This window comes from Polaribacter litoreus, from assembly GCF_054584775.1.
Genome location: NZ_JBTLRD010000008.1, coordinates 1 through 23,233, shown reverse-complemented (window position 1 = coordinate 23,233; position 23,233 = coordinate 1). Strand labels below are relative to the sequence as shown.

Annotated in this window: 24 protein-coding genes; 9 read left to right on the top strand and 15 right to left on the bottom strand. The window is 29.7% G+C overall.

Going from position 1 to position 23,233, the window contains the following annotated elements:
* Position 1 precedes the first annotated feature (1 nt).
* Genes ACW9UN_RS08510 through ACW9UN_RS08495 form a run of 4 tightly spaced genes read right to left on the bottom strand, consistent with a single transcriptional unit; the run spans position 2 to position 3,444 of the window.
* Complete coding sequence (locus ACW9UN_RS08510; protein WP_459485766.1) at positions 2–1,159, bottom strand: peptidylprolyl isomerase; 1,158 nt, start codon at positions 1,157–1,159, stop codon at positions 2–4.
* Positions 1,160–1,888, bottom strand: a complete 729-nt coding sequence (locus tag ACW9UN_RS08505) for an FKBP-type peptidyl-prolyl cis-trans isomerase (RefSeq protein ID WP_439132163.1) — start codon at positions 1,886–1,888, stop codon at positions 1,160–1,162.
* 4 nt (positions 1,889–1,892) lie between these two features.
* On the bottom strand, positions 1,893–2,426 hold the full coding sequence (gldI, locus tag ACW9UN_RS08500) for a gliding motility-associated peptidyl-prolyl isomerase GldI (protein ID WP_439132162.1): 534 nt from the start codon (positions 2,424–2,426) through the stop codon (positions 1,893–1,895).
* Positions 2,416–3,444 (bottom strand): DHH family phosphoesterase, encoded by a 1,029-nt coding sequence (locus tag ACW9UN_RS08495; RefSeq protein ID WP_459485763.1) that lies wholly within the window; start codon positions 3,442–3,444, stop codon positions 2,416–2,418. Before ACW9UN_RS08495 ends, gldI begins: the two co-directional genes overlap by 11 nt.
* Positions 3,445–3,520: 76 nt before the next feature.
* Between ACW9UN_RS08495 and ACW9UN_RS08490 the strand changes: the two genes are divergently transcribed.
* Positions 3,521–4,558 (top strand): alkaline phosphatase D family protein, encoded by a 1,038-nt coding sequence (locus tag ACW9UN_RS08490; protein ID WP_459485761.1) that lies wholly within the window; start codon positions 3,521–3,523, stop codon positions 4,556–4,558.
* 46 nt (positions 4,559–4,604) lie between these two features.
* Positions 4,605–5,024, top strand: coding sequence for a nucleoside-diphosphate kinase (locus ACW9UN_RS08485; protein WP_459485759.1), 420 nt, complete (start codon positions 4,605–4,607; stop codon positions 5,022–5,024).
* A 100-nt stretch (positions 5,025–5,124) separates the two neighbouring features.
* On the opposite strand, the gene ACW9UN_RS08480 is transcribed toward ACW9UN_RS08485, so the two are convergent.
* The 3 genes from ACW9UN_RS08480 to ACW9UN_RS08470 are packed head-to-tail and all read right to left on the bottom strand — an operon-like array spanning position 5,125 to position 7,630.
* Positions 5,125–5,445, bottom strand: a complete 321-nt coding sequence (locus ACW9UN_RS08480) for a hypothetical protein (RefSeq protein WP_459485757.1) — start codon at positions 5,443–5,445, stop codon at positions 5,125–5,127.
* Positions 5,446–5,455: 10 nt separating this feature from the next.
* Complete coding sequence (locus ACW9UN_RS08475) at positions 5,456–6,301, bottom strand: sulfurtransferase (RefSeq protein ID WP_459485754.1); 846 nt, start codon at positions 6,299–6,301, stop codon at positions 5,456–5,458.
* 3 nt (positions 6,302–6,304) lie between these two features.
* Positions 6,305–7,630: a dicarboxylate/amino acid:cation symporter gene (locus ACW9UN_RS08470; RefSeq protein ID WP_459485752.1), complete on the bottom strand. Its 1,326-nt coding sequence runs from the start codon at positions 7,628–7,630 to the stop codon at positions 6,305–6,307.
* A gap of 116 nt (positions 7,631–7,746) precedes the next feature.
* On the opposite strand from ACW9UN_RS08470, the gene ACW9UN_RS08465 reads away from it, so the two are divergent.
* Positions 7,747–8,385, top strand: coding sequence for a DUF937 domain-containing protein (locus tag ACW9UN_RS08465; protein WP_459485750.1), 639 nt, complete (start codon positions 7,747–7,749; stop codon positions 8,383–8,385).
* An 84-nt stretch (positions 8,386–8,469) separates the two neighbouring features.
* Here ACW9UN_RS08465 and rplI read toward each other — a convergent pair whose 3' ends face one another.
* From rplI to ACW9UN_RS08430, 7 genes are all read right to left on the bottom strand, one after another.
* Entirely contained in the window at positions 8,470–8,916 is a 447-nt protein-coding gene (rplI, locus tag ACW9UN_RS08460; RefSeq protein ID WP_459485749.1) for a 50S ribosomal protein L9, read from the bottom strand.
* A 15-nt stretch (positions 8,917–8,931) separates the two neighbouring features.
* The gene (gene rpsR / locus ACW9UN_RS08455) at positions 8,932–9,228 is read right to left on the bottom strand and encodes a 30S ribosomal protein S18 (protein ID WP_397446619.1); all 297 of its coding nucleotides are present in this window, start codon (positions 9,226–9,228) and stop codon (positions 8,932–8,934) included.
* A gap of 3 nt (positions 9,229–9,231) precedes the next feature.
* Entirely contained in the window at positions 9,232–9,573 is a 342-nt protein-coding gene (gene rpsF, locus ACW9UN_RS08450; RefSeq protein ID WP_459485747.1) for a 30S ribosomal protein S6, read from the bottom strand.
* Positions 9,574–9,811: 238 nt separating this feature from the next.
* The gene (ald, locus tag ACW9UN_RS08445; RefSeq protein WP_459485745.1) at positions 9,812–10,897 is read right to left on the bottom strand and encodes an alanine dehydrogenase; all 1,086 of its coding nucleotides are present in this window, start codon (positions 10,895–10,897) and stop codon (positions 9,812–9,814) included.
* Between the two features lie 203 nt (positions 10,898–11,100).
* Positions 11,101–12,219, bottom strand: coding sequence for a hypothetical protein (locus ACW9UN_RS08440; protein ID WP_459485744.1), 1,119 nt, complete (start codon positions 12,217–12,219; stop codon positions 11,101–11,103).
* A 58-nt stretch (positions 12,220–12,277) separates the two neighbouring features.
* The gene (locus ACW9UN_RS08435; protein WP_459485743.1) at positions 12,278–13,096 is read right to left on the bottom strand and encodes a hypothetical protein; all 819 of its coding nucleotides are present in this window, start codon (positions 13,094–13,096) and stop codon (positions 12,278–12,280) included.
* Positions 13,083–13,643 carry an RNA polymerase sigma factor gene (locus tag ACW9UN_RS08430; protein WP_459485742.1) on the bottom strand — a complete coding sequence of 187 codons (561 nt, stop codon included), beginning with the start codon at positions 13,641–13,643 and terminating at the stop codon, positions 13,083–13,085. Before ACW9UN_RS08430 ends, ACW9UN_RS08435 begins: the two co-directional genes overlap by 14 nt.
* Positions 13,644–13,765: 122 nt before the next feature.
* On the opposite strand from ACW9UN_RS08430, the gene ACW9UN_RS08425 reads away from it, so the two are divergent.
* Both ACW9UN_RS08425 and ACW9UN_RS08420 read left to right on the top strand, forming a co-directional pair.
* Positions 13,766–14,908, top strand: a complete 1,143-nt coding sequence (locus tag ACW9UN_RS08425) for an NAD-dependent epimerase/dehydratase family protein (protein WP_459485740.1) — start codon at positions 13,766–13,768, stop codon at positions 14,906–14,908.
* 74 nt (positions 14,909–14,982) lie between these two features.
* Positions 14,983–16,620, top strand: coding sequence for a DUF2135 domain-containing protein (locus ACW9UN_RS08420; protein ID WP_459485738.1), 1,638 nt, complete (start codon positions 14,983–14,985; stop codon positions 16,618–16,620).
* 127 nt (positions 16,621–16,747) lie between these two features.
* Here the strand turns inward: ACW9UN_RS08420 and priA are convergent, their stop codons facing one another.
* Complete coding sequence (gene priA, locus ACW9UN_RS08415) at positions 16,748–19,189, bottom strand: replication restart helicase PriA (protein ID WP_459485976.1); 2,442 nt, start codon at positions 19,187–19,189, stop codon at positions 16,748–16,750.
* A gap of 89 nt (positions 19,190–19,278) precedes the next feature.
* Between priA and ACW9UN_RS08410 the strand changes: the two genes are divergently transcribed.
* The 4 genes from ACW9UN_RS08410 to ACW9UN_RS08395 form a co-directional block, all read left to right on the top strand.
* Positions 19,279–20,169 (top strand): alpha/beta hydrolase, encoded by an 891-nt coding sequence (locus tag ACW9UN_RS08410; protein WP_459485736.1) that lies wholly within the window; start codon positions 19,279–19,281, stop codon positions 20,167–20,169.
* A gap of 10 nt (positions 20,170–20,179) precedes the next feature.
* On the top strand, positions 20,180–21,034 hold the full coding sequence (locus ACW9UN_RS08405) for an alpha/beta fold hydrolase (RefSeq protein WP_459485734.1): 855 nt from the start codon (positions 20,180–20,182) through the stop codon (positions 21,032–21,034).
* Positions 21,035–21,591: 557 nt separating this feature from the next.
* The gene (locus ACW9UN_RS08400; protein WP_459485732.1) at positions 21,592–22,425 is read left to right on the top strand and encodes a glycoside hydrolase family 16 protein; all 834 of its coding nucleotides are present in this window, start codon (positions 21,592–21,594) and stop codon (positions 22,423–22,425) included.
* A gap of 143 nt (positions 22,426–22,568) precedes the next feature.
* Positions 22,569–23,233 (top strand): IS256 family transposase (locus tag ACW9UN_RS08395; RefSeq protein ID WP_459485730.1); only part of this gene is annotated, 665 nt, incomplete at its 3' end.

Genomic DNA, 23,233 nt, shown 5'->3' with positions numbered 1-23,233 from the left:
ATTATTTTCCTATTTCTAAAATTTCTACTTCAAAAACTAAATCAGACTTTGCAGGAAAAGGTCCGTATTTATCTGGTCCAAAACCAATATGATAAGGAATAAATAATCTTGCTTTTTCGCCAACTCTCATGTCTTTAACTCCTTCTTTAAAACCGGTAATCATTGGTCTTTGTTCATCATCTAATTGAAACACAAAAGGTTGTCCTGTTTCTTCAGTAGATTGAATTTTTTTACCATCTGCAATATATAAAGTAAAATGGGCTTTTATAGGTTTATTACTTACTACTTTTTTACCAGAAGGGTTGCTTTTTAACATTAAAATACTTAAGCCTTTGTCTGTTTTTAAAGCTTTTTCTTCATCCATTTTCGCTAAAAAATCAGCTTTATCCATTAAATATTTTTCATATCTTAAGGCTTCTGCTTTAGCTTCCTCTTTTTTTCTGTCTTCTTTGCTAGCAGCATATTTTATCAGCTCATCGTTAAAAATTTCGTCTGCTTTAAATGATTTTGCGGCATTACCTAATCTTATAATTTTAATCGTTTTTATGGTATCAAACTGCGCAATACTATTTACAACTGCCATTCTTGTAGAATCAATTGCTTTGGCAAGAGCTACAGAATCTTTGATATTCATTTTTAAACTTTCTAATTGTTTAGAGTTTAGTACCGTTTTTCCAAAAACGGTATGTTTACCATCTAAATTGGGTATTGGTCTGTACGTAATAAAAAACTGACTTCCATTTGATTCTGGTCCTCCATTTGCCATTGATAAAATACCTGCATCATCATGTTTGTACAATAAGTTACCATTTTTATCTCTGGTAAATTCATCGCCAAATCGATAACCAGGCGTTCCTCTGCCTGTTTCTGTAGGATCACCTGCTTGAATTACAAAATTATTCACAACCCTATGAAAACGAATTCCATCATAAAATTTATTGGTTCTAATAGAGTCTGGTACTTTGGTATTGGTACCGTCTGCTAAAGACACAAAATTTGCGACAGTCATTGGTGCTGCATCAGCGTATAATTCCACTAAAATATCACCTTTATTGGTTTGTATTTCTGCATACAAACCATCGCTCAAATCTTTATATTTAGCAGATGTGCAACCTACAAGAATTAAAGAAAAAATAAAAATGTATAAAGCTTTCTTCATTTATGATTTGGTAATATCTAAAATTTCTATTTCGAAAATTAAAGCAGAAAAAGGCAGAATTAATTGACCTCTTTGTTGTGCTCCATAAGCCAATTCTTGAGGAATAAATACTTTGTATTTAGATCCTTTTTTCATTAAAGCCAATGCCTCATTAAAACCTGGTACAAAAATATTTGCTGCAGATTCGTAAGGTTGATTTCTATCTACTGTACTATCAAAAACTTTACCATCGATAGTAGTTCCATGATAATGTATTTTTACTTTATCGGTTGGTTGTACATTTTCTCCTTTACCTTCCTTTAAAACAATATATTGCAACCCACTTTCTGTACTTTGTACATTTTCTTTTACTTTATTTAAGGCTAAGAATTCTTCACCAGCTTTTTTAACGTGCCCGTATTTTTCTTCTGCTTCTTTAGCTGCTTTTTCTTGAGCTTCTTTCATTTTTTCTGCTTGTTGCTTTTGAAAAAATGCTCTTAGGAAATTATTTAACTCTTTTTGCTCTATTAACAAGTTGGTAGAGTCCATTCCGTTTCTATATCCTTGTAAAAATAAATCGGTGTCTGCTTCATTAAAGTTGGCTTTTACTTTTATAGCCATATCCATACCCAAAGCATAACTAGCTGAATCTATTTCAGTTTCTAAAGAACTTACATCTGGTTTTTGATTTCCACAAGAAACCATTATTGTTAAAACTGCAATAATTGCTAAACTTTTTAATACCCTCATTTTTCTATTTATTTATATTTATTAATGTTACTGTACTTTTAATTGATTGGTTGAGTCCAATTTTATTATTATCACCTGCAATACCATAAGCACTGTAAGATGGTAGCACAAATGTAATGGTTTCTCCTATTTTCATCAACTTTATTCCTTTTTGTAATCCAGAAATAAAATCTTCTTTATCTACTATGTAATTTTTAATTCCTAAAGCTTCTTTACTATAAATAATTGAATCATTTAAATCGGTAATTTCATATTCTAAAACTACTTCATCTCCTTTTTTTGGTGTTGGTAAATCTTCTTCTATTTTGTTAATATAAGTGTACCAAAAACCACTTGATGATTGTATATACCTATTTGTTGAATCTTTTTCTATTAATGCCAAAATTTTGTCATCTTCTATTTTATTCAATCTTTTGTTTTGCTGCATCGCTTCAAAATACAAAGTAGTAGAAGGTTTGGGGTTGACAGGTTTTCTTGGTTGTATTTTAGTACAAGAGTATCCTATAAACATCCATAAAACTAAAAAACTATATTTCATAAGAGGTTTCTAATTCTTGTTGATATTGGTTTAACAAACTTGTGAATTTGGTTACTGTTTTTGGCATTGATAAATCAGACCTTCCTCCTGCTGCGTTATCGTGTCCTCCGCCATCAAAATGATTTCTTGCAAACTGGTTTACAGAAAATTTTCCTTTAGATCTAAAAGAAATTTTTATAATTTCTTGCTCTTTATCTTCAATAAAAATGGCTGCAAAAATAATACCTTTTAAAGATAAAGCGTAATTTACAACACCTTCTGTGTCTCCTTTTTGAAAATCGAATCGTTTTTTTTCATCATCTGTTAGAGTAATATATGCCGTTTTGTAAGATGGTAAAATTTGCAAATTACTTAATGCTTGCCCTAATAATAACAATCTATTATACGAATTTGCATCATATACATTATTATGAATGATATCATTTTTTGCTCCTTTATCAATTAAATCGGCAATAATTCTATGCGTTTTACTTGTTGTAGATCTAAATCTAAAAGAACCCGTATCTGTCATTATTCCTGTGTATAAACAGGTTGCAATATCTGCATCAATTAATTGTAAATCATTATTCATTTCTATAAATTGATACACCATTTGGCATGTAGAACAAATATCGGTATCTGAATACATGTATTTTACATCATCTGGTTGTTGATGATGGTCTATCATAGCAAAATCATTTGGATATTTTTCTAATGTTTTTTGCATATCAGTGCCAACTCTGTGCAAGGTATTAAAATCTAATAGAAAAATAATATCAGAATTATGAATTGCTTTTTGCGATTGTTTGTTTTGCCAATCGAATCTACAAGTTGTATTTGATCCTGGTAACCAATGTAAAAAATCAGGATAATCATTTGGCATAACAACCTTACAAGTATGCCCTTTTTTATCTAAATAATGTTTTAAAGCTAATGTAGCACCAACAGCATCTCCATCTGGGTTTCTATGCCCAACAATTACTATTTTTCTTGGTGTTGTTAAAAACACTTTTAAGTCCTCTAATCCTTTTAAAATCATAGTGTGCGAATATACAATTTAATAACATTGTTTAAAATTTATTTTCTCTTACTTTTGACAATAAATACTGTTAAAAATGATAAAAATATTCTTAGCTAGCCTCTCTTTTTTGGCTTTAGTTTCTTGCAACACCCAAAAAACAACTTCCCAAAAAATAAACACTAACAAAACAGACTTTACAATTGCCTTTGGATCTTGTAACAAACAATATAAAACCAATATTTTATGGAAAGAAGTAATTAAAAACAAACCTAATCTTTGGATTTGGGGTGGTGATAATATTTATGCAGACACCTATGATATGGATGAATTGAAACAACATTATAGAACACAAATGAATCAAAAAGGATATAAAAGCTTGTTAAAAAAAATGCCGATTCTTGCCACTTGGGATGATCATGATTATGGCGTAAATGATAGTGGCGCTGAATATGAGAAAAAAAAAGAAGCTCAACAATTATTTTTAGATTTTATAGGAGTTAGTGCCAATAGTAGTAGAAGAAAACAAGAAGGAATATACCATTCTCAAATTTTTAAAACCAATAAAGGATCAATTAAAGTAATAGTTTTAGACACAAGATATTTTAGAACAAGCATCACCAAAGCTTTAAAAGATGATAAAAAAAGATATACTCCAAATACTTCTAAAAAAGGTACTATTTTAGGTGAAACTCAATGGAATTGGTTACAGAATGAGTTATCTACTACAACAGCAGATTTTAATATTATTGTAAGTAGTATTCAAGTTTTGTCGTCAGAACACGGTTTTGAAACTTGGGGCAATTTCCCTCATGAAGTTGAAAAACTAAAAAAAATACTTACAACATCTAAAGCAAAAAATGTATTACTGCTTTCTGGTGATCGACATATTTCTGAATTTTCTAAAACAATGGTAAACGGCCTTTCTTATCCTCTTATAGATTTTACTTCAAGTGGATTGACACATTCTTACACAAGTTATTCTGGAGAGCCAAATACATATAGAATTAAAAATGTGATTTCTGAAATTAGCTTCGGATTGCTAAAATTCAATTTTAAAAATCAAACCATTACCATGGAAATGCGCGGAAAAGACAATATTTTACAACAAAAGTTAACACAAATGTACGATTAACTTGCTATTAACATTAAAAACTGTATTTTTGCCAAAAATTAAGAAAATGGCAACAAACAGAACATTTACAATGATTAAACCAGATGCAGTTGAAAACGGTCATACTGGGGCTATATTAGAAAAAATTAATGCTGCAGGTTTTAGAATTGTAGCGTTAAAGAAAACACAAATGACAAAAGCTGACGCAGAAACTTTTTATGCTGTACATAAAGAGCGCCCATTTTTTGGAGAATTGGTTACTTTTATGACTCGTGGGCCAATTGTAGCTGCAATTTTAGAAAAAGATAATGCAGTAAGCGATTTTAGAACCTTAATTGGTGCTACAAATCCTGCTGATGCTGCTGAAGGAACCATTAGAAAATTATACGCTACTTCTATGGGAGAAAATGCTGTTCATGGTTCTGATTCTGATGAAAATGCTGCTATTGAAGGAAATTTTCACTTCTCAGGAAGAGAGCAATTTTAAGCTTAAACAATTTTTAGTATAAATTAAGAATTTTAGTGATTCTTTAGTCTAATATATTAGAAAACTCGCAACGTTACTGTTGCGAGTTTTTTTTTGAATATTAATCAATAATTTTTTTAAGAATACTAAACACCTTTTTTTCGATAACATCAACAGAGCCATCAGCAAAAAAAACATTTTTAATATCTTTTATTAAATCGTCTTTTTCAGCTTGTGTAAATTTATTTTCTGATAAATATTGCTGAATTTTATTCAAATTATGCTCGTCTGAATCTACAACAACCTCATTGTGAATTTTATAATACGTTTTTTGATTTACTCTTGATAAAATATACGCTTCCTCTTCTTCAGATTCAAAGTAGTTACAATGTGCAGCGTACAATAACACATACGCTTCAAACTCTTTTTTTGTCCAATTCATTATCTTTATATTATTTTTCTATTGGTAAACCTTTTGTAGCACCCCATTCTGTCCAAGAACCATCGTAAACCGCATTATTTTTAAAACCGGCTATTTCTGCTGCTAAAGCTAGAATAGAGGCTGTAATACCTGTTCCACAAGAAAAAATAAAATCTTTATTTTTTGGGTTAATCGCATTAAAAATACTTTCTAATTCTTCTGTCGATTTTAATTTTCCATCAACAAGAACATTAGAAAAAGCTAAACTTACGGAATTCGGAATATGACCACCTTTTATATCTGCTCTTGGTTCTGGAGCTGTAGCATAAAACCGACCTTTAGATCGTGCATCTGCAATTATAGTGTTATTATTTTCGATAGCAGATAAAACATCATTTGTATATTTTATTTTTTCAGCTTGATAATTCACTTTAAAATTACCTTTTACAATTTCACTTTCCATTGGTTTTTCAATTGGATATCCTTTTGATTTCCATTCAGGCAGACCACCATCTAAAACTGCAATATTAGTAAAACCCATCAACTGAAATAACCACCAAACTCTTGGTGATGAATAAACACCTAAATCATCATAAACAACAATACAACTGTTAGTATGAATTCCTATATCTTGTGCTTTTTTTTCAAATTCTTCAGCAGATAAAACTGTATTCGGAAAAGGTGCACTTGTATCTGAAAACACATTTTTAATATCAAAAAAAACGGCATTTTTAATCTGCATTTTGTCTTCTATAATATTGTTCTTTTTAGCAGTAACTTTTGGTAAAGTTGCATCTAAAATAATTAGGTTTTCATCATTTATATGATGATGTAACCAATCTGCAGACACTACTGGATGTATAATTTTTAGTGACATTATTTATTTTACATTTTCGTAGTTATCGTCCCAATTTTTAGGTTTTGGATCGTGTAATTTGTCTAATGACTTTGCAACCATCATAGACACTGTAGCATCACCTGTAACATTTACGGTAGTTCTACACATATCTAAAGGCCTGTCTACTGCAAAGATTAGAGCCAAACCAATTGGCAGTAATTCTGCAGGAAAACCAATAGATTCTAAAACTATTACCAGCATTACCATTCCAGCACTTGGTACAGCTGCAGAACCAATTGAGGCCAATAAAGCAGTGGCTACAATAACCACTTGATTTGAAAAAGTTAATCCTTCTGGCCAAATAACTTGCATAATAAAAACAGCTGCAATGGCTTGATACAAGCTGGTTCCATCCATATTTATAGTGGCACCTACTGGTAAAACAAAACTAGCAACTTCTTTATCAACTCCTATATGCTCTTCTACTCTTTCCATAGTTACAGGTAATGTAGCAGCACTTGAACTTGTTGAAAAGGCTAATAGTTGAGCCGGACTAATTTGTTGTAAAAACCAAATTGGAGACTTTTTTGTGTAAACGCTTACCAACAATAGGTAAAAAGCAATCATTAATAATAAACCACCAACTACACATAAAGCATAGACCAATAATTTTAAAAGTATTTCTGTATCATCAAAAGCAATAATTACGTTTGCTAATAAAGCAAAAACAGCATAAGGTGCAAATAACATGATTAAATCTACCATTTTCATTACCACCTCGTTTAAAGAATCGAAAAAATCCATTAACGGTCTGGCTTTTTTTTCTGGTATTAAGAGTAATGAAATTCCAACAAATAAAGCAAAAAAGATGATTTGCAACATACTTGCGTCTCCTAACGCTGTAAAAATATTGCTTGGAAAAATATCTACCAAAGCCTGTAAAGGTCCTGCATCATTTTGGGCTGAAGCTTTTGATATTTTATCTACAACACCAGTTGAAGTTTCATATTTTGCTTTAATTTTATCTATAGTATCTGAAGGCATACCTGTTCCTGGTTGTACCAAATTAACGATTCCTAAACCAATAATAATGGCTACTAATGTTGTACCCATATAAATTAACATTGTGCGTAACCCCATTTTTTTAATTTTAGAAATATCTTTTAAATCTGAAATCCCTTTTATTAAAGATGCTAAAATTAAAGGAACTGCAATTAATTTTAAAAGATTAATAAATATGGTTCCAAAGGGTTTGATCCAATCCGTTACAAAGTCTTTACCTCCATCCACAGAATTCATTATAAAACCAAAAATGATTCCAAGAATCATTCCTATTAAAATCTTCCAATGTAAAGCGAGTTTTTTCATTCCGTAGTTTATAAATTTTTAATGAAATTGAAAGATAAAAAAATAGTTTAAATTAAAGTGACTTTATTGCTATATTGTGTCATAATTTTAACGAATACAAATTTTAAAAACAAGACATGTCAGGAATTTTAGATTTATTAAATAGTGATTTAGGAAAACAAATAGTATCTGGTGTAGCTGGGGCAACTGGTAACGATTCAAATAAAACAAGTAGTGTACTAACAATGGCGTTGCCGGTTTTAATGAAAGGTATGGAAAGAAATGCAACTTCTCCAGATGGAGCAGCTGGTTTAATGAGTGCTTTATCTGGTAAACACAATGGCAGTATTTTAAATAATTTAAGCGGTTTGTTTAATGGTGGTGTTGATGAGGCTGTAAAGAAAGATGGTGCAGGAATTTTAGGGCATATTCTTGGTAATAAACAAGAAGGTGTTCAGCAGGTTATTGGTCAAAAAGCAGGAATTGATGCTAGCTCTGTTGCCAATATTCTAAAAATTGCAGCACCAATTTTAATGGGATATTTAGGAAAGAAAAAAAACGAACAAAATGTGAATTCTTCTGGCGATATTGTTGGTTTACTTGGTGGATTATTGGGTGGAAGCTCTGCTTCTTCAGAACAAAATTTTTTAGAAAAAGTTTTAGATGCTGATGGCGATGGTAGTGTTGTTGATGATGTAGCTGGAATGTTTTTAGGAGGCGATAAAAAGGAATCTGGTGGAATTGGAGGTTTGATTGGTGGTCTTTTTGGAAAATAATATTTTACCTAAATTATTTTAGGTATGTAAAACAAAAAAACTCGTTATTTCTAACGAGTTTTTTTGTTTTAAAAAGTAAGTAATTTATTCAGCAACTACTTCAAAAGAAATATCTACTACTACTTCTCTATGTAATCTTACAGAAGCTTCATACTTTCCTAATCTTTTTACAGAGCCACCAACAACTTTAATAAATTTCTTGTCGATTTCTGTACCTGCTTTTAATAAAGCTGCAGCTAAATCTATGTTGTTTACAGAACCAAATAATTTGTCTCCTGAACCTGTTTTAGATGCAATTTTAATTTCGTATCCTTTAATTGTTTCAGCTAACTCATTAGCATCAGCAATTAATTTAGCTTCTTTATAAGCACGTTGTTTTAAATTCTCTGCTAAAACTTTTTTTGCAGAAGAAGTTGCTAAAACTGCTTGTCCTGTTGGTATTAAAAAGTTTCTACCATATCCGTTTTTCACTTCAACGATATCGTCTTTAAATCCTAAATTTTCTACGTCTTGTCTTAATATCAATTCCATGTCTCTACGTATTTATTATTTTAATAAATCTCCAACGTAAGGCATTAACGCTAAATGACGCGCTCTTTTGATTGCTTGCGCAACTTTACGTTGATATTTAAGTGAAGTACCTGTTAAACGTCTTGGTAAAATTTTACCTTGTTCATTTACTAAATACATTAAGAAATCAGCATCTTTATAATCAATATATTTGATACCTTTTTTCTTAAATCTACAGTATTTAGCTTCTTTTTTTGTTTCTATATCTAATGGCGTTAAATATCTAACGTCAGCAGATTTACCACCTTTTGCTTGTTGTTCTATTGATGCCATACCTTATTTTTTTGTAGATTTAACACGTTCTCTTCTTTTCTCTGCCCAAGCAGCTGCATGTTTATCTAACTTAACAGTTAAATAACGCATAACGCTATCATCTCTTCTAAACTCTAGTTCAAAAGCGCTAATTTCTTCGCCAGCAACTTTAAATTCGAATAAGTGATAAAAACCACTTTTTTTCTTTTGGATTGGATATGCTAATTTTTTTAAGCCCCAATCTTCTTTTGAAATCATTTCGGCACCTTTAGAAACCAAATAGTCATTAAACTTTTGTACTGTTTCCTTTATCTGAGTATCAGATAAAACGGGATTCAAAATGAAAACAGTTTCGTAATGATTCATAATTAATAATTTATTGTTAATTTTAAGCGTGCAAATTTAGTGTTTTTTTTCCAATAAAATATCTATATCGATTAAAAAAGTTATGCCCTTGTTGTTTCACATCAAAAAAAATAAAAAATGAGAAGAAAAAAGAGACTGTTTCAAAATTAAGGCCTTCCATATTGTGTTATGTATATACTTACTTGCAACAGGAATTTTTGATTTCTCAGTAACCTATTTGTTCAAAAAAAAATCAATATTATTCATCAAAAATACCTTCTAATTCTTTGTAAACAATCTCTCCTTTTACAATATTTAATCCTTTTGCTAAAGATTTATCAACTTCACATGCCTTTTGCCAACCTAAATTAGCTAATTTTAAAATATAATTTAATGTTACATTAGTTAGTGCCATTGTAGATGTGTAAGGTACAGCACCAGGCATATTAGCTACACAGTAATGTACAACGTCATCAATAATATATGTTGGATGCTGGTGTGTAGTAGCTTTTGTAGTTTCAAAACAACCACCTTGATCTACAGCAACATCAACAATAACAGTTCCAGGTCGCATTTCTTTTAACATATCTTTGGTAATTAATTTAGGTGCCTTTCCTCCTTTTACCAGAACACCACCAACTATTAAATCGTGTGTTTTAATATATTCGCGAATGCTATATTCACTTGAAAAACCTGTAACAACATGGTTAGGCAAAACATCATTTACGTAACGCAATCGTTTCATGTTAATATCTAAAATTGTTACATGAGCTCCTAATCCTGCTGCCATTTTTGCTGCTTGAACACCAACAACTCCAGCTCCTAAAACCAAAACTTTTCCTGGTTGTACTCCTGGTACACCACCTAATTGAATTCCACGACCTTTAATTGGTTTTTCTAAATATTTTGCTCCTTGTTGTATAGACATTCTACCTGCCACTTCAGACATTGGAGTTAATAACGGTAAGGTACCTTCTTCATCTTCTACAGTTTCGTAAGCAATACATATGGCTTTACTGGCAATCATTGCTTTTGTTAATGGAACACTAGAAGCAAAATGAAAGTAAGTAAAAACAATTTGATTTTCTTGTATTAAAGAATACTCTTCTTCAATAGGTTCTTTTACCTTAACAATCATATCGCTTTTTGCGTAAACATCTTCAATAGATGGTAAAATAGTAGCCCCAACTCTTACATAGTCCTTATCAAAAAAACCACTTCCATCTCCTGCTGTAGATTGCACATATACAGTGTGATTGTGTTTGGTTAAAGCAAACACACCTGCTGGTGTCATACCTACTCTACTTTCGTTGTTTTTTATCTCTTTAGGGATACCAATTACCATGCTATTTGTATTAAAATTTCACGGTTTAAAAGTAAAACCTTTTTGTTATAATTATAACAAAAAGGTTTTAATATGTTATTTTTACGATTGCTTTATTTTTTTAATAAGTAAATTACGATAAAGCAATTTTTACTTACATTTTTTTAATATAAATAGGGTAATTTATAAAATTTGTAATCAAATAAATTGATTTTTTGAGTGTTTTAATCAAAATCGAAACGTATTCCCATCGAAATGTTTCTCGTTTCAGTATTTTGGAACAGTGGATTTAAATCATATTTTACATAAAAGCTGGTGTCTCTATAGCCGATATAAGTACTTAAACCGTAATTAAAAATATTCATGTTAAAATTATCATATTGCACTTCTTCAATTTCTATATTATTTACATCTCTATACTCTAAATATTGTCTTGTACCTAATTTAAAACCTGCAAAACCACCAACACCAATTCGCAAAGATCTGTTTGTTCTATCTCTTACATTGCCATTTTTGTATTTTTTGTTTTTAGACAAATCCCATTCTAAATGAACTGGAAAATTCATTTGTACATGGCGTAATCTACTATCTGACAATTGATCTGAAAACTCTTGGATTTCTGTCATATCGCCATTTTTAATATGAGTTCTATTACCTTCTAAACGTAAATTATTCCATAAAAATGAAATTCCATATTTAAAATATAGTTGAGAAGGTTTGTTAGAAAGCCGCGTTTTCCAAGAGAATCCTAATTCGTAAAAACGTGATCTCCAGAATTGATATTCAGAATTATTTAAAGTTGATAAATTATTATCATTCAATACATTATTAACTCCCATTGCAAAAATAAATTGTGTAGTTGTGCTTCTTTGATACTTGTTTTTGCGTTCCCAACGTTTTGTCTTTCTCTCTTCATTTTCCTCTTTGTCTCCTTCAGAAATATTGAATCTAAAGGTTTTATTACCTATTGTAAATGTATTATCATCATCATAACTATCCATTGGTTTTTTAGAGCTCTCGTCGTTACTTGCTATTTTTCCATTAGTTTTATCTTGCACCAATAATTGCAACAAACGTTCTTGTTCGCCTACTAATTTTTCTATTTGTCTTGCATGATATGCAGCTACTTCTTTCTTTAATGTTTTAGAAGTGACTTCTGTAATTTCTCCTTTTTCTAATTGCTTGTCTATAGCAATAACTTTTGCCTTTAAAGAATCTTTTTGCTGTTTGGTAATTTTTTCTATTCTTTTAGATATTTTACTTACTTCTCTCTCAAAAGTTTTTTCTTGAGATTGAACAATAGTTGTACATAACAACACTAGTATTAATAGTATTCTTTTCATTTTTAATGGTTTTAAAATTGTTGTTTTTAATTATAGATTTAGAATTAAGTAACGATTTTTAATCGTTTCTAGCAGCAATAGCAACTGCAATATCAGACACTCTTCTTTTAAGAGATTTCATGAAACTATTTTCAAAATAATCATCATCTATACTGCGTTCTACTTCTGCTAAAATAGTATTCGGATTTACTTTTAAATTCGATTTTTTGAGCTCACCTTTAATCGTATTTAGTACATCTTCTCTACTTAAATTATATTTTGCATAGTATGCTTGTACTTCTACAGGCTTGTGCGTAACTGCATACAATAAATCATCAGCATTTATTTTAATTGCGCTATTAGGGTTTTGTTTGAGTATTTTTTTTGATGAAAATTGGTCTTTAAACTCTTCTATTTCCTTTGCTATGGCAATAGCCTTATCATCAACCTTCGTATTTATGCTTTTATTTTTACCTCTTTTTTTGATGATATTTTTCTTATCAACTACTATTTTTTTACGATTTTTTGCTATTACTAGAGAATGATTAATATCTTTTGTTACTTCTAATGCTTCTTTTATCACTATATCCTTAGGAACTGGAACTTCATTAATCAATTGATCAATTTTTTTATCGATTACTTTTTTATCACTTGGTGTAATAACAATTTTATTTTTAGGCACAACAGTTTGTACATCATCAGAAAAAAAACTTACACCTATAGTAACCAATACTAAAATACTGGCTGCTGCACTGATATAAAAAAACCAACCAAATTTCTTTTGCTTTGGCTGTTCATCTAATTGTACAGACAAACGTTCCCAGGCAGAAGCTGATGGTGTAAAAGTTCTATTTTCTAACTTTTCTTTGATGCTTTTATCTAGTTTATTTAGTTTCATAAACTGCCTTATTCATTTTTAAATAATTACTTTGCAATAACTTACGTGCTTTAAATAATTGCGATTTTGATGTACTTTCAGAAATACCTAATTGATTGGCAATTTCTGAATGCTTATACCCTTCAATGGCAAATAAATTAAACACCATTTTATAACCTTCTGGTAATTGATCTATGAGTTTTTGAATATCTTCTACAGCTGTGTTTTCTAAACTTTCTGTAGCTGCATCATCAAATACATAATCTTTGTCAGATACATCAATCACATTTTTTTTACGGAGGTAAGAAATACAAGTATTTACCATAATTCTGCGTATCCAACCTTCAAAACTACCTTCGTTTTTAAACTTGTGTAAGTTGGTAAAAACTTTAAAAAACCCTTGTAACATTAAATCTTCTGCATGATGTAAATCTTTTACATATTGCCTACAAACCCCCAACATTTTAGGTGAGTGCTGCTCAAACAATTGTTGTTGCGCTTCTCTATTGTTGGTAATCGCTTTTTTTATGAGCGATTTTTCTCGGTTATGCAATTTTATAATTTTCAAGCCTTTTGGTTCTGTTTTAACTGCCTTACAAATATATAGACTACATCAATTTAAAAAAGGTTGCTTCACCAATTATTTTTTTTGGTTACCTTAGCTACAACCCAACAAAATCAAACACAAATATGCAAAACTCAAGAAGAAAATTTATAAAAAAAGGATTAGTTGCCACTGCCGCAATTCCTTTAATTAGTAGTGGTTTACTGTCATGTAAAACCAAAACATCCAATTCTTTATCTATTTTAATTTTGGGTGGTACTAGTTTTTTAGGTCCTCATCAAATAAAATACGCCTTAGAAAGAGGTCACAAAGTTGCAATTTTTACAAGAGGAAAAACCAAACCCAATGTTAATAAAACTGTTTTTGATAGCGTTGAACATCTTGTAGGTGACCGAGAAAATAATTTAAAAGCTTTAGAAAATAGAAAGTGGGATGTAGTGATTGATAATTCTGGACACAAAGCAACATGGACAAAAAAAACAGCAGAATTATTAAAAGATACTTGTGGTTTATACCTTTACACATCGTCTACAGGTGTTTACTTTCCTTACAAAACAGACAACATTAAAGAAAATCAAAAACTTGTTTTAAAAGTACCTGAAATTCTGGAGGATGAGGTTTTGAAAATGGAGTACGATTATGGAGTAATGAAAGCTAATTCAGAAATTGAAGCTATAAATGCCTTTGGCAAAGAACGTACAATAATTGTGAGACCCACTTATATGTTTGGTCCTGGAGATAAAACAGATCGTTTTATTCATTGGCCAATTCGTTTGGCGAAAGGTGGCGAAATTTTAGTACCTGGTAAAACTAATGATCCTGTGCAGTATATTGATGTTAGAGATGTTGCTGAATTTATGATTCGTTTGGCAGAAGATAAAATTGTGGGTACCTATAACGTTGTTGGGCCTTCTGAACAAGAAACCATGTTGGCATTTGTAAACAAAACGAAAGACACTTTTAATGCTGAAAATTCGATTATTCAAATTGATGATTATAATTTTTTAAAAGAACACAGTATCTATTATTTAATTCCTTGGATTATGCAAGATGAGTATAATTATGGGTCTGCACGAATTAATAATCAATTGGCACTTAAAACTGGTCTTACTTTTAGAGATACAAAAACCTCTATTAAAGACACTCATAATTGGTGGTATTCAGACAATTTAACAGATAAAAGAAGGGCTGAAGTAGAAACCAATAAAGCTTCTGTTTTAGTCCGTGAAAAAGAATTAATTAAACTATGGAAAAAACAAAAAATTTAATATTACAATTTATGATTTTTAAATTTAAACAAATATTAGGCATAAAATTTGATGCATTTAGTCTAAAATAACCCATGACAAACAAACTATTTTTACTAATACTTCTTAGTCCTTTACTTTTTTTTGCCCAGAACTCAGAAAACAACAACTACAAAACTATTTCCGGATTTATAAAATACAACAATAAACCTCTTGAAAACGTAACAATATTTGTAGAAAACACAACGCAATTTTCAGTTTCTAATGCTAAAGGTTATTATAGCATTAAAGCAAAAACTGGCGATAAGTTAAGTTTTAGCTACGTTGGTTTAGACAGCGTAGAAATATTGGTTGAAGACGTTACTAGTATTTTAAATGTAGTAATGAACATTAAAAGCAGCATTACAGAATTAAATTACAAAAAAGTAAAAAAACTTGGTGAAACGAATATTGGAGAACATTTAGAAATTCCTTTAGCAATTAAAATTGATGGCAATACTTTAAACAAAAACAGTGTGTCATTAACAAAAGCCATCCAAGAAAAGGCTCCTTATTTGTTAATACGTTATAATGATTTTGGTGAGGAGATTACCTATATAAAAGGTAAGGAAATGAATGGATCTGTACTTTGGAATATAGATGACGTTTACTTTGATATTCCTTTTGATATTTTTATTGATGAAGTTAAAGCCGTTTACATTATTAATCACCTTTATAAAAATCCAGAAATTAAAGTTTATACCAATATAGATTATAAAAAAATAAAAGGTATAAACTTCGATAATTATTATTTTAATGAAGATGAATATTATAATTATGATGCCATTGCTTACAGAAAAATTAAAACTAATTATCCATTTTTAAAAAAGTACAAAAAATTAAAAATCAATGAAGCTATTGATGTATTTACCAAAACCAATACTTTAGATAAAAACACAACCAACTTTCATTTTGCTTTATTCAATCACTTTAAAAAAGAAAAAAACAGCACCCCTTTTTTACTGCAAATTTTAGCGGATTATGAAAAAATGTTTGCTGACAACCCAGAAGGCTTAAAAGCATTGGCTTACAAATACCAAGAAATTAACCAAACACAAGAAGCATTAAGCATTTATAAAAAAATAATTGAATTAAGACCAAAACATCTACAATCTTACAGAGATTTGGCCAATTTATTTTTAGAATTGAAACAGTATAGAGATTTTTGGTTAACCTATAAAGTTTATTTTAAAAATGATTTTCATATTGATGAAAGTGATATTGGTGAAATTATTACTTCTGAAATTATAGCTACTTATAATTTAGATACAATTGAGAGAACTCACCTTCAAAAAATTAAAGTTGAAAATCCTACAAAAAATATTGAAAGTGATGTTAGAATTGTTTTTGAATGGAATACTACTGAAGCTGAGTTTAAAATTGAGTTTGTAAACCCAAATTTAGAAGTTTTTGAACTAGAAAATTCACTCGCTCAAAATCAAGGGTTAATTGAAGATCAAAAGCAAAAAGGGTACACCTCTAAAGAAATTTTTATTGATCATTTAAATTATGGTAATTATTTGGTAAATCTCACTTATTTAGGCAATAAACAATACAAGCCAACATCTTTTAAAGTAACGACGTATTACAATTGGGGACGACCAAATCAAACACAAAAAACTGCTGTTTTTGATTTTACTGAAAAAGATAAAAAAGTACAGCTGTTAAGGTTAAATCGTCGATTTTTGAGGTAAATATTATTAATTTAAAAAATTAAAATGTGTTCATTTTTATAACTAAATAATATATCCTGATAAAAAATCAAGATTATTTCAACTGGCATTTTTATTTTCGATTTTAATCTTGATAAATTGTTTTGCACTAATACGCGTCCACATCAATAATAAAACGAATGGGTCTAAAATCTTTTACAGCTTCAAACGTATTTCTAATCTTGATAACTTGATTTTTTGTATTCGCTAAACTTTGTTTTGGCGGAATTTTTATGACTAAATTTTTTATATACTGATTTCGAATTCTTGCAATTGCAGGTGCAGTCGGCCCTAAAACGTGTTCACCAAAAGAAGTATACAACGCTTTAAACAACCAATTGATTCCTGTATCTACTTTATTATAATCTCTATGTTTTAAAGTGATTTTTATCAATCTATAATAAGGAGGATATTTATATTGCCAACGTTCTTGCAATTGCTCTTTATACATTTCTGTATAATTTGTAGTAGAAACTTGCTGTAATATTTGATGATAAGGATTGTAGGTTTGAATGGCTACATTTCCTTGCTTTTTACTTCTACCTGCTCTACCAGAAACTTGCACCATCATTTGATAAGCTCTTTCATGTGCTCTAAAATCAGGAAAATTTAACATGGTGTCTGCATTTAAAATACCTACCAAAGAAACATTATCAAAATCTAATCCTTTAGACAACATTTGTGTACCCACTAAAACATCGATTTCTCTGGCTTCGAAAGCACCAATTATTTTTTGATAACCGAATTTACCACGAGTGGTATCTAAATCCATTCTCCCAATTTTATAATCCGAAAACAATTCTTTAAGCTTTAATTCTATTTGTTCTGTACCAAAACCTTTGGTGTCTAACGTATTGCTACCACAAGCTGAGCAAGAATTTGGCATGGCTCTTTGATAACTGCAATAATGGCAACGTAATTCGTGTTTGAATTTATGAAAGGTTAAACTAACATCGCAATTAGGACATTGAGGTGCCACTCCACAAGTTTTACATTCTACAACAGGTGAATAACCTCGTCTATTTTGAAACAAGATTACTTGTTCTTTTTCGTCTAAAGCCTCTTGAATTAATTTTAACAAACGATCAGAAAAATGCCCTTTCATTTCTTTTTTCTTTTGTTTGTCTTTTACGTCTATCAACTCAATTTTTGGTAATTGTACATTTCCATGACGTCTATTTAATGCTACAAAACCATATTTATTTTGTTGTGCATTAAAATAACTTTCTAAAGACGGAGTTGCAGAACCTAATAATATTTTTGCTTGATGCATTTTTGCCAAAACAATAGCAGCATCTCTTGCATTATATCTTGGTGAAGGCTCAAATTGTTTGTAAGAAGTTTCATGTTCTTCATCAACAACAATCAATCCTAAATTAGAAAAAGGAAGAAAAATTGATGATCTTGCTCCTAAAATAATTTGTGCTTTTGTTTTGTTCTCTAATACATTATTCCACACTTCTACTCTTTCGTTCATAGAATATTTAGAATGAAAAACAGAAATTTGTTCTCCGAAATAAAACTGCAAACGAGTTATAATTTGAGTAGTTAAAGCAATTTCTGGAAGTAAAAATAAAACCTGTTTACCCGTATCTAAAACCTCTTGAATTAATTTGGTGTAAATTTCAGTTTTACCAGAACTCGTAATTCCGTGTAAAAGTGTAACATCTTTTTTGGTAAAAGTTTCTTTAATTTCTTTAAAGGCCTTTTGTTGAAACTCATTTAAGGTTTTAAGTGAATTTGTATCGCCTTTAAAATTAATTCTATCTGTTTGAATTTCGTAAAACTCAAAGATATTTTTATCTACCAAAGATTTTAAAACTGCTGATGAAACGTTTGCTTTTGTTTCTAAATCTTTAGCTTTTATCGGTTTTTTTGTTGTTGCTAATTGAAAAAAAGTTAAAACTGCTTGACGTTGTTTTTTGGCTCTAGATAAATCTTCTAATAAAGAATTTAAAGCATCATCAGAAGTATAAGCTGCATGTAAACGAACATATTTTACCAATTTGGGTTTGTATTGTTCGTAAATTTTTTCTTGAATGTAAATGGCCGATTTTTTTATCAACTCATTTACTGTGGGCATCACTTTTTTCTTACCTAAAATGTCTGCAACCTGATGAATGGTTAATTGAGATTGATGTTGTAAAGCTTCAAAAATTAAAAACTCGTCATCTTCTAATTCACTATCATCATTAAAAGCTTCGTTTTTATAAACAATTGTTTCACTTTCTAATAAAAATGCAGAAGGCAAAGAAGCTCTATAAACATCACCCAAACTACACATATAATAATTTGCAATCCATTGCCAATGTTTTAATTGCAATTCATTTACCAAAGGTGTATCATCTAAAATTTGATGAATCTGTTTAGCTTCGTATAAGGTGGGTGGGTTTTGGTGAATTTCAAAAACCAAACCTGTAAACAATTTGGTTTTGCCAAAAGACACTGCTACTCGCATTCCTTTTTGCAAATAGTTAGCTTCCTGATCAGTAACACTATAGGTAAATGTTTTCTGAATTGGTATGGGTAATATGACGTTTATAAAATAAATATTCTTAAATGTTTAACATTAAAAAACTCAAAGCTAACTAAAAATTACTATCTTTATCTAAAATATTTAGCAATTAATCCCCCAAACGTATGACTGCTGAAAACTGGAAAGACAAAGGTAAATTTGTTACCATAGACGACAAAAAAGTTTTTGTTATAGATATTAACCAACAAAATCATGCTGGCACTTTAGTAATTATTCATGGATATCCTACATCTTCTTACGATTATTATAGAATTATACCAGAACTTTCGCACTACTTTAGAATTGTAATTCATGATCACTTAGGCTTTGGCTTTTCTGATAAGCCAGATTCTTTAACCTATTCTTTAATAGATCAAGCCGATATTGCTTTACGACTCTGGACCAAATTAGGTTTAAAAAGTGTTTCTATACTAGCACATGATTATGGTACCTCTATTGCTCAAGAAATCTTATCTCGTAAAAATCATAATTTAATTCCGTTGCGAATTAATAAAATATACCTGTGTAGTAGTAGCATGAGGTTAGAGTATTTGCACTTAAGAAATATAGATAAACTTTTAAAAGATAAAAAAATAGGACGTTACATTTATAGGCTTACAAGTTATGGCTATCGTAAAATTAAAAGAAAGTTAAAGAGAGAAGACATTAACTACAACATTCAAAAAGATTACGATATAAAACAAATGTGGAATCGAATGAATTCTACTGAAGGCCAAAAAGAAGTACATTTTCTAAGTAATTTTATCAATGAACGTTATACCTATTGGCACAGATGGACCAATGCTTTAAAAGAAGCTTCTGTACCTGTTCGAATCTTTTGGGAAAAAACCGATCCAGTTGCCGTAAAAGAAATCGCTATTGTTTTAGCTACAGAAGATGTGAGTAAACATCTTGTTTGGATTGAAAATGTAAAACATTACTCTATTATAGAAACTCCAAACAGTTGGATAAAGTTGGTTTTTGAACATCAAAATAGAGCAAAACCTGTTTTTTAAACACATACTTATGAAACTAAAAGAATGGGCTGAAAAAGGACAAATGGTTTCTGTTTTAGGTAGAGATGTATTTGTAATTGATATAGGAAAAAGCAATAATACACTTGTAATTTTGCATGGCTATGGAACATCTTCTATAGACTATCATAAAGTTTTACCTAAATTAATAGAAAACTACAGAGTAATTATTCAAGATTTTGTTGGTTTTGGTTTTTCTGAAAAACCTGTTAATTATTATTTTAATATTCTAGAACAAGCAGATGTTACCTTAGAATTATGGAGGCTATTAGAACTTCAAAATATTACACTTTTATCTCATAACTATGGAAGTCTCGTTGGTTTAGAGATTTTAAAAAGAATAAAAATTAGGTTTACTGAAATAAAAATTCAAAAATTGGTATTTTTAAATAATACCATTTCTTTTAATTATAAAAATAACTCTACTGATAATGTTCAGCCTTTAGAAGAATTTTCTAAAATTACGCGTTTAATGTCTTGTACATTTTCATTATACAGAAAAAAGATGAAGGCATTTTTCTTTGACGAAACAAAAATATCAGATGAAGAAATTAAAGTAAAATGGAACTTATTACACCACAATAATGGCGATAGAACTATTAATTTTTTGTATGATTATAATACTGAAAGTAAATTATTGTGGAACAGATGGTTTAGTTATTTAAAACAAAATAAGATACCCACAAAAATAATCTCTGGCAAAAACGATACTATTTTTATGGAAAATGAGGCTAAACTTTTAGCTGAAGAGTTTCAAAACAGTACTTTGAACTTTATTAACAACTGTGGCCATTATCCTATGTTAGAACAACCAGAAGAATTTTTAACGTTAGTTTTAGAGGAATAATAAAAGTGTAAATAAATTGATAAAAAAGATGAAATTTTAAACTCATAAAAAACATGAGTTAAACCATAACTTTATGTTTTTTAAAGCATAAATTTATGTATTAAATTTAAGTCAAATTATTGTGTTATGCACTTAATTTTAATCTTATTTTCTTTATTAACTGCCCACAAATTATTTATAATTGTAAAAAAAGAAAAAAAAGCAATCGTTAATAAGGTATAATCTATAAATTGATCAACAAAAGTGTTTAAGGAAATTGTATTTAAAAGCTCTAATAACATGATAATTATATTTAGTATTACCCAAAAGTAATTATAATCCTTGTTTAATTTTTTTTTATTATTCGAATGGTATTTATAGTTCGTTATACTGTTTTTTTTATCCGATTAAAGAAAATGTAAACTTTAAAATGTTATTAAAAACATTGTACTTTCTGTCCTTTTTTATTCATACATCCACCTAAAATAAGTACTAATTTTAAACATATTATCTTTTAATTTACAAACTATTTAACAAAATCGTAATTTTACTATCTTGTTGTAACATTTAATCCAAAAATGTATAAAATTTCGCATAAATCGTTTTCTATTATTGTCTCTTTAATTGTATTACTGTATTCTTGCAATCAAAGTAGAAACATGAAAAACACAAATAAAGTATATCAATTAGTTTGGGAAGATAATTTTAAGAGAAAAAAATTAGACACTACAAAATGGAATAGACAGGTAGAACCTGCAGGAAGGTTTAATAAAGAGTGGCAAAGATACACAGATAGTGAAAAAAACGCCTACATAGAAAATGAACAACTTGTTCTTAAAGCCATTCATAAAAGTGATATTCATGCAGAAAATGAATATACTTCTGCTCGATTAAATACAGCTGGAAAGTTTGATTTTACCTATGGTAAAATTGTTGCAAAAATAAAATTACCAAGTGGTAAAGCTATATGGCCAGCATTTTGGATGTTGGGTTCTAATATTGATGAAAATGGAGGTGATACACTTTGGCCATTTACAGGCGAAATAGACATCTTAGAACTTTGGGGATCTGACAGTGCTAGTATTGTGGAAGCAAACGTACATTATGCTGATGCATCTGGTAAACACACACAAATGGGCGCTGAAGGGTACCATTTAAAAAATGGTAGCTTTTCTGAAGATTTTCATGAGTTTGAATTGGAATGGACCGAGGAAGAAATGATTTGGCGTGTAGATGGAGAAAGTTATCATACTTTAACAATTACAGACAAAAAGTATTATGCATTTCACAAAGATTTTTTTCTACTTCTAAATATTGCGGTTGGAGGCGAAATTGCAGGATACCCAGATGAAACTACTCCTTTACCACAAAAAATGATTGTAGATTGGATTAAAGTATATCAGAAACAATAAAATCAGGTACTAAACCAAAAAGTGTGTAAGTAAAGTTATTCTGAAATTTTTCTAGAGCAATATTTCAATTGCTCAATGAGGAAAAATTTCGGAAATAACTTTACGATAAAATAATCATTAAATTTATAAACACACTTTTATTTATGAAACCAGAAGATTTATTAAACGACAAAGACTTTTTAAAACAATTTAAAACAGGTTCAGAACTGACCAGTTTTATAGAACAGCTTCACAAACGAGGAGTTGAAAAAATATTAGAAGGAGAGTTAGATGCTCATTTAGATTATGATAGGCATCAAAAAAGTAACAACTCTAACTCACGTAATGGTTATGGAACTAAGACTATCAAAACCAATTTAGGAGAAACACAAATCCAAGTTCCAAGAGATAGAGACGCTTCTTTTAATCCAATGCTTATTAAGAAACGAGAAAGCACAGCTGATGGCGTTGAGAATTTGATTATTTCTTTGTACGCCAAAGGAATGAGTACCACAGACATCGAAGAACAAATAAGAGAATTATATGATTTTAATATCTCTAGTTCAGCTATTTCAAGAATTACAGATAAAATTACAGCAGATATTATCGCTTGGAAAAACAGGCCTTTAGAGGCTCTATATTTGATAGTTTGGATGGATGGTATCGTTTTTAAGGTTCGTGAAAACTCCAAAGTGATTAGTAAAACCATCTATATTGCTGTTGGGTTACGTGTTGATGGTAAAAAAGAAGTGTTAGGGCTTTGGCTGGGTAAAAACGAATCTTCCTCTTTTTGGATGACCGTTTTAACCGATATAAAAGCGCGTGGAAC

Coding starts and splice junctions, on each gene's coding strand:
- ACW9UN_RS08510 (WP_459485766.1), bottom strand. CDS start 1,159: ATGAAGAAAGCTTTATACATTTTTATTTTTTCTTTAATTCTTGTAGGT.
- ACW9UN_RS08505 (WP_439132163.1), bottom strand. CDS start 1,888: ATGAGGGTATTAAAAAGTTTAGCAATTATTGCAGTTTTAACAATAATG.
- gldI (WP_439132162.1), bottom strand. CDS start 2,426: ATGAAATATAGTTTTTTAGTTTTATGGATGTTTATAGGATACTCTTGT.
- ACW9UN_RS08495 (WP_459485763.1), bottom strand. CDS start 3,444: ATGATTTTAAAAGGATTAGAGGACTTAAAAGTGTTTTTAACAACACCA.
- ACW9UN_RS08490 (WP_459485761.1), top strand. CDS start 3,521: ATGATAAAAATATTCTTAGCTAGCCTCTCTTTTTTGGCTTTAGTTTCT.
- ACW9UN_RS08485 (WP_459485759.1), top strand. CDS start 4,605: ATGGCAACAAACAGAACATTTACAATGATTAAACCAGATGCAGTTGAA.
- ACW9UN_RS08480 (WP_459485757.1), bottom strand. CDS start 5,445: ATGAATTGGACAAAAAAAGAGTTTGAAGCGTATGTGTTATTGTACGCT.
- ACW9UN_RS08475 (WP_459485754.1), bottom strand. CDS start 6,301: ATGTCACTAAAAATTATACATCCAGTAGTGTCTGCAGATTGGTTACAT.
- ACW9UN_RS08470 (WP_459485752.1), bottom strand. CDS start 7,630: ATGAAAAAACTCGCTTTACATTGGAAGATTTTAATAGGAATGATTCTT.
- ACW9UN_RS08465 (WP_459485750.1), top strand. CDS start 7,747: ATGTCAGGAATTTTAGATTTATTAAATAGTGATTTAGGAAAACAAATA.
- rplI (WP_459485749.1), bottom strand. CDS start 8,916: ATGGAATTGATATTAAGACAAGACGTAGAAAATTTAGGATTTAAAGAC.
- rpsR (WP_397446619.1), bottom strand. CDS start 9,228: ATGGCATCAATAGAACAACAAGCAAAAGGTGGTAAATCTGCTGACGTT.
- rpsF (WP_459485747.1), bottom strand. CDS start 9,573: ATGAATCATTACGAAACTGTTTTCATTTTGAATCCCGTTTTATCTGAT.
- ald (WP_459485745.1), bottom strand. CDS start 10,897: ATGGTAATTGGTATCCCTAAAGAGATAAAAAACAACGAAAGTAGAGTA.
- ACW9UN_RS08440 (WP_459485744.1), bottom strand. CDS start 12,219: ATGAAAAGAATACTATTAATACTAGTGTTGTTATGTACAACTATTGTT.
- ACW9UN_RS08435 (WP_459485743.1), bottom strand. CDS start 13,096: ATGAAACTAAATAAACTAGATAAAAGCATCAAAGAAAAGTTAGAAAAT.
- ACW9UN_RS08425 (WP_459485740.1), top strand. CDS start 13,766: ATGCAAAACTCAAGAAGAAAATTTATAAAAAAAGGATTAGTTGCCACT.
- ACW9UN_RS08420 (WP_459485738.1), top strand. CDS start 14,983: ATGACAAACAAACTATTTTTACTAATACTTCTTAGTCCTTTACTTTTT.
- ACW9UN_RS08410 (WP_459485736.1), top strand. CDS start 19,279: ATGACTGCTGAAAACTGGAAAGACAAAGGTAAATTTGTTACCATAGAC.
- ACW9UN_RS08405 (WP_459485734.1), top strand. CDS start 20,180: ATGAAACTAAAAGAATGGGCTGAAAAAGGACAAATGGTTTCTGTTTTA.
- ACW9UN_RS08400 (WP_459485732.1), top strand. CDS start 21,592: ATGTATAAAATTTCGCATAAATCGTTTTCTATTATTGTCTCTTTAATT.